Source organism: Carboxylicivirga agarovorans, assembly GCF_050589845.1.
Classification (GTDB): Bacteria; Bacteroidota; Bacteroidia; order Bacteroidales; family Marinilabiliaceae; genus Carboxylicivirga; species Carboxylicivirga agarovorans.
Window position 1 is genome coordinate 266,075 of the sequence record NZ_JBNGPA010000002.1, and the last position, 15,583, is coordinate 281,657.

Genomic DNA, 15,583 nt, shown 5'->3' on the forward strand with positions numbered 1-15,583 from the left:
AAGCTATGGAGTTACTAACTTATTTCGCAAGGTCTTTTCTGATATTGTTTTTGTTTTTAGTCATTTATCAGTTGTTCCTGCGCAATGATGCCCATTACAAAGCGATTCGATTCTTTTTGCTGTTTGGTCTGGTGACGGCCTTGTGTTTGCCACTTGCCGAACTAAAATATACCATACTGCTTGAACCTGTTGCCAAGAGTGAATTGTTTCAGGAAGTGGAAGTTGGAGAGGCTGCGCCTGTTATGGTTGAAGAGGCCACTTCAGACTCGTTTAACTGGTATGGAGCTGTATTTTACCTTTACAGCTTCATCACTGTTATCTTTTTGCTTAGAATAATAGGGATGCTGTTTAATATGTTTAAGCTGCTCCATAATTCCCGCAAAATTGAATTCGAGGGTTCTGTTGTCTGTATTAATTCCAGGGTTGACATGCCTTTCGTATTCGGGAAATGGATTTTTATAAAGCATGAGCGCTATTTAAATTCACAACATACAGAAATCATAAATCATGAACGGGTACACCTGTATCAACAACACTGGATTGATGTGCTTGTCAGTGAGTTATTCATAGTATTTCAATGGTATAACCCGTTTGCCTGGCACTATGCGCGCCTGATAAAGCAGAATTTAGAGTTTCTGGCCGATCAGGGGGTATTGGAAAGCGGGCATAGATATGAAGATTATTTGCAGACAATTATTTGTGAAACAATGGGAGCGGAAGCGTCAGTGCTAGCCAATCACTTCCGGTTCTCCCAAAATAAACGACGATTAAAAATGATGAAAAACAACAGAAAATCCAAATGGCGACTCTTAAAGCTGCTGTTGGTACTGCCTCTGATAGGTGGTTTGCTATGGGCTTTTAGTGAGCCTGTATATGAATATCGTTCCAATCCTGAATCAATAAACGACACTTCTGTTCAGGATAAGAATGAAACTTTTATAGTTAAAGGGTATGTGTATAGTCAGATAGACACACAGTTGATTCAAAACGCTAATTCAGGAATGTGGGATGAAAATATAGTTAAGTCAGCACTTCCTGGCACCAGTATCATCCTTAAGGGCAAAACAATTGGAACAGTAGCTGATCGTGATGGACGATTTGAACTGGAACTAACTAAAGATGATGTCATTGTATTTTCTTTTGTGGGATTTGAAACCCGGGAACTTGTTCCCGAAAAGGGTAAGGAGATTAGTGTTATTCTAAAGAATTCAGCTTATGAGCTTGATCCGTCTGCTTATCGGGCCAGGTATAAAAATAAGGTGACGCCACCTCCTCCACCTCCTGTTAAGAAAGAGAAGGAGATGGTTCCTCCACCACCACCTCCTCCTCCAACGAAAGATGGAAAGCCGGTCTTTTACGTAGTTGAAGAAATGCCAAGCTACAAAGGAGGAATGGATGGTTATTTTGCTAACTTATATACGCGAATAGAACAAGAGAAAAAGGCTAAAAAGTTAAGCGGAACCGTTAAAGTTCAATTTACAGTAAGTCACAAAGGAGGTATAACTCAAACAAAAGCACTTGAGAGATGGGATGACAAAGAGGCTGCAATAGCCGTTAAAATCGTGTCAGAACTGAAAGATTGGAAACCAGGTGTTCAGCGAGGAAAACCTGTTTCAACGACTCTGGTTGTACCGGTGGAATTTAACTAATTAATACTGATTAGTATGAGGCAGTGAAAAGCAAAATTCACTGCCTTTGTTTTTTTCACTCTTTGCCCAAATATGCCCCTGGTGCTTTTCAGCAAACTCTTTGCACAAAATTAAACCCAGACCGGTGCCCTGTTCGTTTTCGGTGCCTGCTGTGCTATGGTTCTGGTCAATTACAAAGAGTTTTGGTAAATCATCGATATCAATACCCACACCGCTGTCAGCAACTGAAAAAGAGATTTCTGCTTCAGTTATTTGTGAAGTAATTGAAATTTTCCCACTGGTATTGGTGAATTTTAATGCATTGGAGATCAGGTTGCGGAAAATGGAACTAATCATATACCTGTCTGCAAAAATTATGGTACCTGTCTCAATCGTATTGCTTATTTTTATCTGCTTCTGTTTGGCAATGGCTTCAAATGCTGATAGTTCCTCCTGTAATATGCTTGTTACATCAAAATGATCAGGGCAGAAAGTCATTCGTCCTGACTGTGAACGTGACCATTCAAGCAGGTTGGTTATCAGGTTCATTGCCTGGTGGGAAGACTTTTGTATGATTTTGGCAGTATCTTCCAGGTTTTCGAAGTTTCTTCCATTTTGGGCTTCGCAAACAAGCAGGTCGCTTAAGCCAGCGATACTTGTAAAAGGGCTTTTCAGATCGTGGGCGATAATTGAGAAAAACTTGTCTTTGGTAATGTTTGATTCTTTTAAGCGCTGTTCGTTTTCTTCCAGTGCTTTAAGAGCGTTAACGCGTCGTGAAATATCATTGGCGAAAAAGGAAGCGCCAATAACTTTATTATCCCTGATTATAGGGTTCATTGACACTTCAATATAAATGATCTTGTCTCCGATATCAATTTCATCAACAAATGAGAAACGTTCGTTATTCAGGGCTCTGTCATACCTGGCTTTCCAGATTGGCTGAAGTACTTCTGGCAGTGACTTTAGGAGGTTGCTCCCTCTTTCGAGTCTGACCCCAAAACTATTATAGAACTCTCTTGTGAAAACACTGTTGGAATATAAAATCTCATAGGAGGTATTGATCGCCCATATGCTCTCAAGTGTATTCTCCATAATAGCCATCATGTTGGTGTTGTTTTCCAACAGACTCTGCTTAATGCTTTTTTGCTCTGTTATATCAACACTTAAGGCTGATACCCCAATGATCGTGTTGTTTGAAATAACCGGGTTTAATGATACCTTAAATGTATAAACAATGTTGTTGTGTTCATTATTGAATTCAAAACTTATTTGATGGCCTTTAAGTGCTGTATCATATTTTTCCTTCCAGTATGCTGCCAGTTCGGGTGAGAGTATTTTAAGGGAGTTAAGTCCTTTTTCCAGGGTAATGCCAAATGTCTCCTTGTAGGCATTTTTAAAATAATCATTAAAAATGACGTAATTATAATCACAGTCAATTGACCATATTGATGCGTCCTGGTTGTTGATTAATGCGTTGAGGTTGGAGTTTGTTTCTTCAAACTGACAATCTTCACCGTTCTTGCATTTAATGGATGGCCTATGTCCCTGATCTTTATTTATTAATCCCTCCTTTGATAACTCACTCTCGTCCATCATTCATTACCTTGGTTAGCCTCCCGGTTGTTTATACCGGAAGTTGTTGATATGGTTGTTACTATTAACAACGCTTAAGGAACGAAAAAGGTTAGGCTTTATAGCTCTTTTTTGCAGGTGCAGAGAAATAAACCAACCTAAGAATGATATAATTGCGTTGAATCTTACTTCTTTTTGTAAGCAGTTTTAAGGTTCTTCAAGATTGTGAAACCACGATCAACATCTTCGTCATTTACAATAATGGTAAATTCATTTGTTGTTGAGATGACTTCTTTGATATTAACGCCTTCCCAGGCTATGGCCTTCATAATGTGGTAATAGAAACCGGTGACCTGCACATTGTCTGCGGGCAACTTTAAGGTAATGGCCGATAACTCACCCTGTTTGAGCAGGCACTCCTCGCCGGCAAAATATTTCTCAACTAAACTTTCATAAGCTGAACTAACAACAAGGTTCGATTCAAAAACACCACGCACTAAAGTGTAAAATACATCCTGATGTGTGCTGATTTCCTGCATGACCTTTGTGTGGCTGTTAAAAATGGTATTGCTGTTTCTGAATGTATAATCTGTCAGGTTCGAACGCACTATTATATCACCCAGTGATTCCAGTAATTTTTGTAAGTTGCGGTTAAGCGAGTAATCAAGCTGCGGAGCAAGCCTGTTCAATGCCATAACTATTGCTCCCTGTTTCACCGGTTTCTCGGTCAGTTTTTCAACCATAGGTTGGATCTGGCGTGCCAGTGACGAGATATTCAACAAGCCTTCACATAAGGCTTCGATAACAAACGGCTTCACTTTTATAACCGACTCTACGGCCTGACTTACAGTTTTCATACGTTAAAGTTTTGTGCAAATATATAGAATGTTAAGATATTAACAAAGTGTTATAAAGAAGTTTTTTTTGTTGAAAAACTTTCATATGCTCATTGCAATTGATATTTTTGACACGAGAAAAGTAAGATTAACTAGTTGAATTTGACTTGTGTCAACGGAAAAGGGAAATAAAAAGGGAAAGAATTGCAGCATTATAAAGTTGAATGCATAAGCCTTTGTGTTAGTCAGGTGGTAAAATTCATTGCAGAGGATTGCCATCGTACCCATTCCCTCTGATTTGAGGCCGGTTTTTATAAATAAGAAAAAATAAACACATGAAAAACTTTGATTTAAAAGGTTCGATTGTTGCCATAGTGACACCATTTCAGGAGAATGGAGAGATTGATGTTGATGCTTTCGATCAATTGATCGACTGGCATTTGGAAAATGGAACAAATGGGCTGGTAGTATGCGGTACTACCGGTGAAACACCTGCATTAACAGGTGACGAAGATGCCTTTTTGATCGAGCGGGCTGTGAAGAGAGTTGCAGGTCGCATTCCTGTCATTGCCGGAACCGGAAGTAACTCTACACAAGAGTGTATTAAGTATTCCAGAAAAGCTGAAGCAATTGGTGTTGATGCAGTATTGGTGGTTGGGCCATATTACAATAAGCCAACTGAAAAAGGAATGTATATGCATTTTGCCACTGTAGCCGAAGCTATTGATGTGCCAATTATACTGTATAACGTTCCGGGAAGAACAGGTTCAAAAATATCAGTTGACAATGCTATCAAATTAGCCAATGACTTCGACAATATTATTGGTATTAAAGAAGCATCAGGCGACCTGGCATTGTTTGTTGATTTGGTTGCGCGACGCCCTGAAGGGTTTGTGATATATAGCGGGGACGACTTTTTGGCTTCATCAGCTAACCTGCTTGGTGCTGATGGTTGTATATCTGTTATTGCCAATGTTATTCCAAACGCATTTGCTCAATTAATGAAAGCGTCGCTGGAAGGTGATGTTGCAACTGTGAATGATATTTTTTACAAGTACCGCGTGTTGATGGATCTGATGTTTATTGAGTCAAATCCGATTCCTGTAAAAACAGCATTGGCTGAAATGGGCAGGGTAAAAGAAGTATTTCGCTCGCCAATGTGTTCAATGGAAGATGTGACGAAGCGAAGCCTGCTAAACGAATTAAGAAAACTAAATATTATATAGATAATTTAGTTGTTGTTGGATTGGATAAAAAAGAGTGTTTCAACGGAAACACTCTTTTTTTATGTCAATGCTCAATTTCTGGCGGCTTTATAAGGAATAACAGGTATTTTTTCGGGTCAAGGCTAAATGGACTGTATTGGTAATTTGTCGAATTGTTTAATCGTCGAATAGATTTGAGCATGGCCGTCTATTGTTCAGAAAGACATCTGATCTTGCATTGGCAGCATCTTACATGGGATGTGTCTTATGGTCCAATGTGAAAATATGCCGAACGCGCAACTCAAACCAGCCTCACATATATCGAGTGATACCTTTGGTCTTTATGTAACGGCAATCAACGCACCGGCTTGTTACTTAACAATAATCACATTCATGTATAGGCGATATAAGTCCGTTTACACTTTCTTTCTTTAAATTATCTTCTTTAATTTTCTGTAAAAATATGGTGTCGCTTCGGAAAAATTGCAGGATGGCTTCGGTAAATGCAAGGGGTGGCTTCGGTAATTCTTCGACCCTCCTTCGGTATTTCTTCGGTACCGCTTCGGATCAACCTCGCTCCTGGCGAGGTTGATCCCGAATAAGACCCCTACCAGACTGCAGGTAGGTACGCTTGTGACAAAAAGAAGAAAGTGAGTTATTGGCTGATATTTTGATAAACAGACAAAGTGAGTTCAGGGCCTTATTTCAGTATAAGGCTTGCCGATGCTATGTTTAGTCTGAAGCAGTCAGGGACGTTTTCGTTCTTATTCGTTTGTTTGCCTGATAATGGAATGGCGTAGTTTATTTAGTGCTTAAAGTAATAATCCGGGATAAATGGCGGTGGATAAGTATTCGGTGTTAATGCCGGGTTAAGTCATGGATTTGTCGTGATTAATTTTTTACATTTGGTGCTCAATAAAAATAATCCACACCATGATAGATGTTTTAAAAGACCACAGGACAATACGTAAATACGCAGAGCAGGAAATTGAAGCCTCTGTGTTGAATGAGATATTGGAAGCCGGAATAAGGGCTTCAACAACGGGAAACATGCAAGTTTACAGCATTGTTGTTACCCGGGATGAAGCAATGAAAGAAAAATTGGCCCCTTGTCATTTTAACCAGCCAATGGTTAAGCAGGCACCGGTAACATTAACTTTTTGTGCCGATTTTAACCGTTTTAACAAGTGGTGTAAGCAAAATAATGCGGAGCCTGGCTATGATAATTTCCTGTCGTTTGTAACAGCGGCTATCGATGCATTACTTGTAGCCCAAAATGTTTGCGTTGCTGCCGAAGCAAAAGGCTTGGGAATATGCTATTTAGGTACTACAACCTATTTGGCTGATAAAATCATTGATGTGCTTGAATTGCCAGCAGGAGTTGTACCGGTAACAACGGTTACCATTGGTTATCCGGATGAGGATCCGAAACAGGCGGATCGCTTACCGCTTGAAGCTGTCGTGCACAATGAGACTTATAAAGATTATTCAGCGGAGCGTATCAATGATTTATATTCAGAAAAAGAAAACTTAGAGGAAAATAAGGCCTTTGTTGCTGAAAACAGTAAGGAATCCCTGGCGCAGGTGTTTACTGATGTAAGGTATAAAAAAGCGGATAATGAGCATTTTAGTGCTGCATTATTAAAGGTGTTGAAAGATCAGGGATTTATGTAACAAAATATAATATAAGACAGGAACAGGCAAGCATTTAGTTGCTTGCCTGTTTTTTTTGTCCATTGGTCAAAAATACCTTGCCACATGTGAGGATTCGGTTGTAAATTCTATAGAAAAAACATGAAAAACTTAGTGTGTTTAATGGTGTTGAGCCTATTTATTTCATGTGCATATGCTCAAACAGTAGAAGAAATTCTATCGAAGTATACCGAGGAAAACGGGCAAATGTATCTTCAGCCTTTTGCCGATGCTTTTTCAGCGGATTTTAACAGCGGATTGTTCCACAATGCCAAGGTTAATAAAAAGGGATTTAGTATTTATATTGGTGTTGTCGCGCAGGTTGCTACTATTCCCAATAGTGCCAAATATTTTCAGGCTTATACCGATAGCGATCTGTTTCCTCAGCAAGGACCTTATAAGGTTCCATCAGTATTTGGACCGACAGAAGGTGTAAGTGTGCCGATTGAAGGAACCGGAGGAATGTATGAATACGTATTTCCCGGAGGATTTGATGTAGATTACCTGCCTCTGGCCATGCCGCAGATAACGGTCGGTTCACTGTTTGGTACCGATTTTACAGCCCGATACATTACACTTGATGTTGATGATTATGGCAAGATAGATGTGTTTGGTTGGGGTGTACGCCACAGTATCGATCAGTACATTACAGCACTGCCCGTTGCTTTGTCGGTGGGCTACTATAACCAATCTTTTAAAGTTGGTGATTACATGGATGCCAAGACGAATGTGGTCAACCTGCAAACAAGTATTTCCATCCCGGTTATAACGTTTTATGGCGGTTTGGGATATGAAACGAGTAAGGTTGATGTGCAGTATGTTTATGAAGGTTCTGATATTTCCGGATTAAGCGAGCCGGGTGATGAGATCAGGTTTGAGCTTGAAGGAGCCAATACCATCCGAGGAACCATAGGTTTGTGTTTCAACTTTGGTCCGGTAAAAGTTCATGGTGATTATAATATGGCGAAGCAAAATACTTTTGCCGTTGGTTTAGGAATAGGTATTAACGAAAACTAGAAAGCAATGAAAAAGTTAATGATATTGATGCTGCTTATAATGGCTTGGGGGTGTGAGGAAAAAGATATTTTGCTTTATCCTACCATAGAAGAGAGTGGTGTATTTAGTATAACTACTTCCGGTTTTGAAGAGAAGGTGGTGATACCTGTTAGTGAAATCAATGATGCCATTTATGATGTGAGTGATGGTTCATCTATTAATGAGATTATATTGGAGGCCATTTGGGTTGAAGTTACACCCAAACAAGGCAATACTGCCACCAGGGTAAGTATGGACTTATCCATTCAATCGTGGAGTACAAAGGAATTTATAGGAGTGGTTGAAGGCTTTGAAGTGACTATTGGAGATGAGCCAATGAAAGTAGCGGTTGTGAAAGGCTTGCAAGAAGCCGGAGTTAATGAATTGAAACTACAGTTGAATGAAATAGCAAAAGGCAACGGCTGGCAGGATGTTGTATTTGAAACAGAAGGAGTGGTTACTCCACCGGATGGTGTTATCAACGTAGATATTGAGGTGTTTGTAAGAGGAACGCTTGTGTATGCTGAAACCATTTAAATGCTGCGCCTTAAAGCATAAGGAAGTGAGTGTTAAGCTCACTTTTTTTATGCGTATACGCAACCCAAAGGTCCGATTTTTAGTCTGGTTCTGTAAAGACTTTATTATGAATACTTTTAAAAGCCTGACTCTTTTCTTTCTTTTTTATGTCGCTATAGCGTGTTCCGACTCCCATGAACCGGAAACATACAGATCTATTAATCTTGACCTAAAATCCCAGGAAGCGGTTGAAGCTTCTAATCAGTTTGGATTTAACCTGTTTGGTATCTTATCAAAAGAGACGAATGAAAATCTGATGATTTCGCCATTAAGTATATCGCAGGCCTTATGTATGGTCTCAAATGGAGCAAATGGTTCAACTTTTAATGAAATGACATCGGCACTCAGTTTTCCGGATTATCAAATTGGTGAATTAAATGATGCAAACCAAACTATCAGGGACGAGCTGCTTGGTGCGGACTCAAAAGTTACGATGGATATTGCCAACTCAATCTGGTATCGTGATAGTTATCCAATATCTGCCGACTTCGTTTCTTCGAATCAGGTTTATTATGATGCAGATGTTAAAGCACTTGATTTTTCTGACGGCGCCAGGGCAAAAGAGATTATTAATGATTGGGTGAATAGTAAAACAAAGGGACGGATTGAAGAAATAGTTGAAGAAATAAATGATGCACATATGATGTTCCTGATTAATGCTATCTATTTTAAAGGAAGGTGGACTTATCGTTTTGACAAAGAGAATACGAAGGATGATGCATTCTTTCTGATGGATGGTTCAACGATCCATGTTCCAAGTATGAGTGTTGAAGCTGATCTCGGTTATTATTCAGGGGCTGCAGGTAAATGTGTGTCAATTCCGTATGGTAATGGTCATTTTGAGATGGTAATTGCTATGCCAAATAATGGTGAGGGGCTCGCGCAATTTGTTGATAATTTGAATGATGCTCAATGGAAAGAAATGACTGATAACATGGTTGAAAGGGGGGTGGCATTGTCATTGCCAAAGTTTTCATTTGCCAGTAAACAGCAATTAAACGATCCATTAATTGCTTTGGGTATGTCAACGGCTTTCTCTGATAGGGCTGATTTTAGTCTTATGAACGAAAATGGAATATCAGATCTAAAGATCAGTAAAGTATTACACAAAAGCTTTGTAGAGGTTAATGAAGAAGGGACAGAAGCAGCTGCTGTTACAAGCGTTAGTATGGAGCTTACCTCTATTGGAGGTGAAGGAGCATCAATTATATTCAATGTTAACCAACCTTTTGTTTTTGCCATTCGTGAAAAAGACACAGGAGTCATTCTGTTTTTAGGGCAGGTCTATCAGCCAGAGGCTGCGAACTGAAACTTAAAGTGAAGAGCCATGTTGAGAGAATCATCTTACTCTATAGCTTTGACTTGAAATTTAAATGAATGGCTAAATCTTTCAGATCCTTCAATACTGTTGGATGCAGGTTTATGCCATTTGTTAATCTATCTGATTCAATGCGTCTTTCCTGATCACCGGGAATCTCAACCCTTGGTTGTCCATCAATGTTTTGAGCACTCCTGAAGGTTCTGATCCAGTTGTCCATATGTGTTTTAAACTCCCCGGCGGGTCTGAAGGCATCAATGCGAACGGCACCAATAAAATGGCCGATGCCTTCACCTACAGGATTGGGGGGTGGTGACAAGAAAGATACAAATGGAGGTACCCAGGGGCCATAATTGGCTCCTGATAAAACAGCCGAGAATATATCCACCCAGGCGCCCAGGCAATACCCCTTGTGTGAACCATGTTCCCTGTCAGAACCTAATGGTAACATGGCACCCCCGTTTTTAAGGGCCCTGTTATCGTTTGTTGTGTTTCCTTCTTTTGTTTGTGCCCAGCCTTCAGGAATATTTTTGTTTAAACGTTCGTTAACTTCAAGCTTGCCATTGGCAGCAGGCGTGGTTGCCATATCCATAACGAAAGGTGGTTCATGCAGTGCGGGTATAGCTACGGCAATGGGATTGGTACCCAGCATTCGATCTTTTGAAAAAGTTGGAGCAACCAAAGCACTGGCGTTGGTCATGCTAATGCCAATCATATCATGTTTCAGAGCTTTCATGGCATGATAACCTGCAATGCCAAAGTGATTGGAGTTTTTGACAGCCACCCATCCGGTACCAACATTTTGGGCTTTTTCAATGGCTATATCCATGGCATGTTGCGCTACGATCAAGCCGGCTCCCAGATCGCCATTAACAACAGCTGTGCTTGGCGTTTCATGCTCAATGCGAATATTGGGCTGCATATTAAGGCGTTGTTGCTGCCAAAGTCTGATATAGCCGGAGAGGCGGGCGACACCATGGGAGTCCACACCTCTTAAATCGGCCGCAATAAGTGCTTCGGAAGCCAATGAAGCATGTTTTTCACTGGCTCCCGCTGCTCTGAAAGTATTGTAGACAAAATTCTTTAGCTCTTTGGCTGTATATACCATTTCTATCCTTCTCTGTGATTATATACCGCACTGGCCTGTGCTGAAGGCATTATCAGCATATCGTTAATGTTAACATGGGGTGGACGTGTGACCATGAATTCAATTGCATCAGCGATATCTTCGGCATAAAGTGGGATCAGACCTTTGTATACATTGTCTGCTTTTTCCTTATCACCATGATAGCGAACAATGGAGAATTCTGTTTCTACCATACCCGGAGAAACTGATGAAACCTTAATGTTGTATGGTAGCAGGTCAATGCGCATTCCTTTGGTAATGGCTTCTACTGCATGCTTGGTGGCACAATATACATTGCCATTGGCATAGGTTTCTTTACCGGCAATTGATGAAACATTAACGATATGTCCTTGCTTGCGTTCCATCATACCTGGGATAATCTTTTTCGAAAGGTACAAAAGACCTTTGATGTTGGTGTCAATCATTTGTTCCCAGTCACTCCACAAACCATCTTGAATGGGGTCGGCACCGGCTGCCAGGCCTGCGTTGTTAACCAGTACATCAATGTTTGTCCAGTTATCTTTTATGGCAGTAATAGCTGAATCAACGGCATCGGTATTTCTGATATCAAAAACAAGAGGCAGGACCTGTATGTTGTTGGCTTCCAATTCAGCTTTTAATGCGGTCAGCTTCTCTTCTCTTCGCCCTGTGATGATGAGGTTAAATCCTATTTTAGCCAGTTTTACTGCTGTGGCTTTACCAATGCCGGATGTGGCTCCGGTAACCATTGCTATTTTATTCATAGATGCGTGTTTTTATATTATTCCTCAATTAAAATCGAAAGTTCGCGTAATATATTTCGACGTTTCTCAAGTGTTCCGTTTAAATGTTTTTTTCCGTTTGGCGTTTGAGTTATTTTTTATACTTTCAACATATAATATCCTTAAGCCTGAAACCTTACAAATGTATACTAAATTGTTTCTGTAGAAAAGGACAATTCTAAAATGCTGAACTATGAGTACAACTTTACCTACAATAGAAGAAGCGGCGAAGTTAGAGTTAACTTCAGAGGAATTTGAAAAGATAAAAGAACTCTTGAATCGCCATCCAAATTCCCTTGAATTGCAATTGTTTTCCCGATTATGGTCAGAACATGCCACCTATAAAAACTCTATAAAGTGGTTGCGTACATTGCCAACTAAGGGAGATCACGTTTTGGTTGAAGCCGGTGATGAAAATGCAGGTGTAATTGATCTGGGAGATGGTAAGGCTTGTGTTTTCAAGGTTGAATCACATAACAGTCCTTGCGCTATTCAGCCTCGATTAGGAGCCCTTACAGGTCTAAGGGTAGTTATGCGTGATATTTTCTCGATGGGAGCAAAGCCCACCGCGTTTTTAAGTTCATTGCGTTTTGGTGATGGCAAACGAGATACGGCCCGATGGTTGTTTGAAGAGGTGGCAGAAGGTATATGCGAATACGAGCGTGGAGCTGAGGTGCCTATAGTAGGAGGTGAAACATTCTTCTCAAGAGGTTACAATACAACCCCTATCATAAATAATATGGCCATTGGAGTTGTGCCAAAAGATAAATTGTTATCGGGTGAGGCCAAAGGAAATGGTAATATGGTTTTGATCATTGGTGCACGCACCGGAAAAGATGGTGTTGATACTGATGTTTTCGAAACAGATCTACTGGCTGAAATTGATTCGCCGCCTGTTTCGATTGATCAAATGATGGATGTATCCATCGAAAAAGAGTTGCAGGAGGCTATTTATCAGATTGCCGAAAAGATTACCGTTGTTGGTGTTCAGTCAATAGGCACACAAGGTGTTGTAGGTGCGGCTATTGATATGGCCAATCGTGGTAAATCGGGTATAAGTCTTAATGTGGACCAGGTTCCGCTAAGACAGGACAATTTAAAGGCCATGGATGTGCTGTTGTCTCAAACATGGGGGCGTGTATTGCTATGTATCTCGCCGGATGATTTAAATACCGTAAAAACAATTTTGGAGCCTTTACAGGTTGCTATGGCTGTTGTTGGTGAGGTTAACAATGACGACAAGATAAGTTGTTATGATAATGGAGATTTGCTGGCTGAAGTACCGGTTGGAATCGCCATGCTGGGAGAGTTGGCCCCTGAATATGAGCGTGAAGTGGAAGAGGCTGTTGCCCAATCACCTGACATTAACCTGGATATTTACGATGAACCAGATCAGTATACTGATGTTGTGAAAAGGATGTTGTCGAATCTGAATGTTACTTCTAAAAGTTGGCTGACCAATAAATTCAGTAAGCCGGCCAATTCGGAGAGTGAAAATACCGATTATCCTTCTGATGCCGCATTTATCTGCATTGATGGCTCGGATAAATCATTGGCAGCAACGATGGATTGTAACTCTCGTTATATGAAGTCAGATGCCTATGTGGGAGCTCAGATTGCAGTAGCCGAAGCAGCGCGTAATATAGTTTGTGCAGGAGGAAAACCATTGGCATTATCAGACTGCCTGAACTTTGGTAATCCGTATGATCCAAAAGTGTACAAAACATTTGTTGATTCTGTAAAAGGAATCACCAAGGCATGTAACGATTTTGAGGTGCCTGTGGTAAGCGGGAATGTCAGTTTTTATAATCAGCGTTCCGAGAATGGGCATTTGAAACCAATTACACCAACACCGGTGATTGGCATGGTGGGTATTGTTAATGATAAAAATAACCACAGTACTTTATCCTTCCGTCACAAAGGGGATATGATATTCCTTGTCGGGCGATCAAGAAATGATGTTAACTCATCGGAATATGCCAGCAGTATATTGAACATTAAAAAATCGGCAGCACCCTATTATGATGCTCAGGAGGAAAAGGAACTGCAAGCCGCTGTTTCTGAAATAATTCAGCAAAATTTGGTTCGTTCGGTACATGATGTGTCAAACGGAGGCTTGTTTTTTAGTTTATTGGAATCGGGAATACCAATGGAATTTGGCTTTGATATAACCTCAGATGCCGAAATCAGGAAAGAGGCTTTCCTGTTTGGTGAATCCCAAAGTAGGGTCGTGGTTTCAGTGTCGCCTGAAAAGCAGGATGATTTTGTTGATTTTATGATGAGCACAAAGGTACCATTCTCGATATTGGGTCATGTTACCAAAGGAGAGATCAGGATTGATGATGAATCGTATGGCTATATTGATGAGCTGAAACAGGCTTTTGAACAAAAGTTGGAAGTCTGGGTTGAAGGAGAATAAAATTTACACACAAAATAATCTATGAAGTCTAAATTAAGAACTCTGCTGCTTTTTATAGCAGTGATCTCAACAGCTTCACTGGTGGCCTGGGTGGGTGCCGATGAAGCAGATGTTGTTAAAGTTGGAGATGTTGCGCCTGATTTTACTGTTATTACACCCGATGGCCATGTATCGACAGCTGATTTGAAAGGTAAAGTTGTATTGATCAATTTTTTTGCAACATGGTGTGGCCCATGTATCAAGGAATTACCGGTACTGGAAAAAGAGGTTTGGAAGCCATTTAAAGACAATAAAGATTTTGTTCTTTTGGTGATAGGGCGTGAGCATACACCAGAGGAATTGCAGAAATTTGCTAAGGAGAAGGGATTTGAGTTACCTTTTTGTCCTGATGAAGGTCGTAAGATATTCAGTCAATTTGCCAAACAAAGCATTCCGCGCAATTATATAATCAATAAGGGTGGAAAGATTGTATATGCCTCGAAGGGCTATAGCCATGAGGAGTTTGAGCATATGATTGATGTTTTAAAGAGACAGTTGTAAAAAAATAATAAAAGTATACTCAGAGAGGATGTTTATTATGGCATCCTCTTTTTGTTTCATGAGGAAAATCCTTGCTTTTTTATACTTTTGACGGAAAATAGATAGAGATGACGGTTAAACCATATACAGCAGAAGGCTCCAAAAAAACGCAGGTAGCTGGAATGTTTAATAATATTGCTCCTAAATATGATTTCCTAAACCACTTTCTTTCATTGGGGATTGATAAAATCTGGCGGAAAAGAGCCATTAACCTGTTGAAAGGAATTAATGAGCCTGTGATCCTGGATGTTGCAACAGGAACGGGAGATTTAGCCTTGGAAGCTAATAGACGCCTGGGGTGTAAGGTTGTTGGAGTTGATATTTCAGTTGAGATGCTTAAGGTTGCTGAAGAAAAGATCAGGAAGCGTGGTTTAAGCGATTTGATTTCCGTTCAGGAAGGTGATTCAGAGAATCTGCCATTTGAAGACGATAGTTTTGATGCCGTTATGGTGGCTTTTGGAGTGCGAAACTTTGAAAATTTAAACAAGGGCTTAACAGACATGGCGCGAACTCTTAAGGCAGGTGGAAAGATGGTTGTATTGGAATTTTCAAAACCTTCTTACTTCCCTTTTAAGCAGCTGTATATGTTCTATTTTCGATATATTTTGCCATGGCTGGGAGGAGTGATTTCAAAAGATAAGGCGGCTTATACCTATTTGCCTGAATCAGTTCTTACTTTTCCTGACGGGCAGCGTTTTGACGATGAATTGCTAAAAGCAGGTATGACACCATTGAAGCGCTATAAGCAGACCATGGGAATCGCTACAATTTATTTGTCAGAAAAGAAAGCGCAATAAAAAACAATTTTGTCAGTTATAATGTAAAGTCATTTTGCA

At 40.2% G+C, this 15,583-nt stretch carries 13 protein-coding genes; 9 read left to right on the plus strand and 4 right to left on the minus strand.

Going from position 1 to position 15,583, the window contains the following annotated elements; all coding sequences use genetic code 11:
* Positions 1–5: 5 nt before the first annotated feature.
* The gene (locus tag ACRD69_RS03205; protein ID WP_430813622.1) at positions 6–1,649 is read left to right on the plus strand and encodes a M56 family metallopeptidase; all 1,644 of its coding nucleotides are present in this window, start codon (positions 6–8) and stop codon (positions 1,647–1,649) included.
* Here the strand turns inward: ACRD69_RS03205 and ACRD69_RS03210 are convergent, their stop codons facing one another.
* Together ACRD69_RS03210 and ACRD69_RS03215 are read right to left on the minus strand one after the other, a co-directional pair.
* On the minus strand, positions 1,650–3,224 hold the full coding sequence (locus ACRD69_RS03210; protein ID WP_430813623.1) for a sensor histidine kinase: 1,575 nt from the start codon (positions 3,222–3,224) through the stop codon (positions 1,650–1,652). It lies immediately after the preceding gene.
* A 161-nt stretch (positions 3,225–3,385) separates the two neighbouring features.
* Positions 3,386–4,057: a hypothetical protein gene (locus ACRD69_RS03215; protein WP_430813624.1), complete on the minus strand. Its 672-nt coding sequence runs from the start codon at positions 4,055–4,057 to the stop codon at positions 3,386–3,388.
* A gap of 314 nt (positions 4,058–4,371) precedes the next feature.
* Between ACRD69_RS03215 and dapA the strand changes: the two genes are divergently transcribed.
* From dapA to ACRD69_RS03240, 5 genes are all read left to right on the plus strand, one after another.
* The gene (dapA, locus tag ACRD69_RS03220) at positions 4,372–5,262 is read left to right on the plus strand and encodes a 4-hydroxy-tetrahydrodipicolinate synthase (RefSeq protein WP_430813625.1); all 891 of its coding nucleotides are present in this window, start codon (positions 4,372–4,374) and stop codon (positions 5,260–5,262) included.
* Between the two features lie 912 nt (positions 5,263–6,174).
* Entirely contained in the window at positions 6,175–6,915 is a 741-nt protein-coding gene (locus tag ACRD69_RS03225) for an NADPH-dependent oxidoreductase (protein ID WP_430813626.1), read from the plus strand.
* Positions 6,916–7,035: 120 nt separating this feature from the next.
* A complete protein-coding gene (locus ACRD69_RS03230) occupies positions 7,036–7,950 on the plus strand; it encodes a DUF6588 family protein (RefSeq protein WP_430813627.1) in 915 nt (304 codons plus the stop codon).
* 6 nt (positions 7,951–7,956) lie between these two features.
* A complete protein-coding gene (locus tag ACRD69_RS03235) occupies positions 7,957–8,505 on the plus strand; it encodes a hypothetical protein (RefSeq protein ID WP_430813628.1) in 549 nt (182 codons plus the stop codon).
* A gap of 106 nt (positions 8,506–8,611) precedes the next feature.
* The gene (locus ACRD69_RS03240) at positions 8,612–9,853 is read left to right on the plus strand and encodes a serpin family protein (protein ID WP_430813629.1); all 1,242 of its coding nucleotides are present in this window, start codon (positions 8,612–8,614) and stop codon (positions 9,851–9,853) included.
* Positions 9,854–9,893: 40 nt separating this feature from the next.
* Here the strand turns inward: ACRD69_RS03240 and ACRD69_RS03245 are convergent, their stop codons facing one another.
* Together ACRD69_RS03245 and ACRD69_RS03250 are read right to left on the minus strand one after the other, a co-directional pair.
* Positions 9,894–10,970, minus strand: a complete 1,077-nt coding sequence (locus ACRD69_RS03245; protein WP_430813630.1) for an Ldh family oxidoreductase — start codon at positions 10,968–10,970, stop codon at positions 9,894–9,896.
* Positions 10,971–10,972: 2 nt separating this feature from the next.
* On the minus strand, positions 10,973–11,731 hold the full coding sequence (locus tag ACRD69_RS03250) for an SDR family NAD(P)-dependent oxidoreductase (RefSeq protein ID WP_430813631.1): 759 nt from the start codon (positions 11,729–11,731) through the stop codon (positions 10,973–10,975).
* A gap of 211 nt (positions 11,732–11,942) precedes the next feature.
* Between ACRD69_RS03250 and purL the strand changes: the two genes are divergently transcribed.
* From purL to ubiE, 3 genes are all read left to right on the plus strand, one after another.
* The gene (gene purL, locus ACRD69_RS03255; RefSeq protein ID WP_430813632.1) at positions 11,943–14,168 is read left to right on the plus strand and encodes a phosphoribosylformylglycinamidine synthase subunit PurL; all 2,226 of its coding nucleotides are present in this window, start codon (positions 11,943–11,945) and stop codon (positions 14,166–14,168) included.
* Positions 14,169–14,189: 21 nt separating this feature from the next.
* On the plus strand, positions 14,190–14,708 hold the full coding sequence (locus tag ACRD69_RS03260) for a TlpA family protein disulfide reductase (RefSeq protein WP_430813633.1): 519 nt from the start codon (positions 14,190–14,192) through the stop codon (positions 14,706–14,708).
* 107 nt (positions 14,709–14,815) lie between these two features.
* Positions 14,816–15,544 carry a bifunctional demethylmenaquinone methyltransferase/2-methoxy-6-polyprenyl-1,4-benzoquinol methylase UbiE gene (ubiE, locus tag ACRD69_RS03265; RefSeq protein ID WP_430813634.1) on the plus strand — a complete coding sequence of 243 codons (729 nt, stop codon included), beginning with the start codon at positions 14,816–14,818 and terminating at the stop codon, positions 15,542–15,544.
* The last annotated feature ends 39 nt before the right edge of the window (positions 15,545–15,583 follow it).

What these genes read in the sequence shown, in the direction of transcription:
- ACRD69_RS03210 (WP_430813623.1), bottom strand. Translation starts at nt 3,224, where the DNA reads ATGATGGACGAGAGTGAGTTATCAAAGGAGGGATTAATAAATAAAGAT.
- ACRD69_RS03260 (WP_430813633.1), top strand. Translation starts at nt 14,190, where the DNA reads ATGAAGTCTAAATTAAGAACTCTGCTGCTTTTTATAGCAGTGATCTCA.
- dapA (WP_430813625.1), top strand. Translation starts at nt 4,372, where the DNA reads ATGAAAAACTTTGATTTAAAAGGTTCGATTGTTGCCATAGTGACACCA.
- ACRD69_RS03240 (WP_430813629.1), top strand. Translation starts at nt 8,612, where the DNA reads ATGAATACTTTTAAAAGCCTGACTCTTTTCTTTCTTTTTTATGTCGCT.
- purL (WP_430813632.1), top strand. Translation starts at nt 11,943, where the DNA reads ATGAGTACAACTTTACCTACAATAGAAGAAGCGGCGAAGTTAGAGTTA.
- ACRD69_RS03250 (WP_430813631.1), bottom strand. Translation starts at nt 11,731, where the DNA reads ATGAATAAAATAGCAATGGTTACCGGAGCCACATCCGGCATTGGTAAA.
- ACRD69_RS03205 (WP_430813622.1), top strand. Translation starts at nt 6, where the DNA reads ATGGAGTTACTAACTTATTTCGCAAGGTCTTTTCTGATATTGTTTTTG.
- ACRD69_RS03230 (WP_430813627.1), top strand. Translation starts at nt 7,036, where the DNA reads ATGAAAAACTTAGTGTGTTTAATGGTGTTGAGCCTATTTATTTCATGT.
- ACRD69_RS03225 (WP_430813626.1), top strand. Translation starts at nt 6,175, where the DNA reads ATGATAGATGTTTTAAAAGACCACAGGACAATACGTAAATACGCAGAG.
- ACRD69_RS03245 (WP_430813630.1), bottom strand. Translation starts at nt 10,970, where the DNA reads ATGGTATATACAGCCAAAGAGCTAAAGAATTTTGTCTACAATACTTTC.
- ACRD69_RS03235 (WP_430813628.1), top strand. Translation starts at nt 7,957, where the DNA reads ATGAAAAAGTTAATGATATTGATGCTGCTTATAATGGCTTGGGGGTGT.
- ubiE (WP_430813634.1), top strand. Translation starts at nt 14,816, where the DNA reads ATGACGGTTAAACCATATACAGCAGAAGGCTCCAAAAAAACGCAGGTA.
- ACRD69_RS03215 (WP_430813624.1), bottom strand. Translation starts at nt 4,057, where the DNA reads ATGAAAACTGTAAGTCAGGCCGTAGAGTCGGTTATAAAAGTGAAGCCG.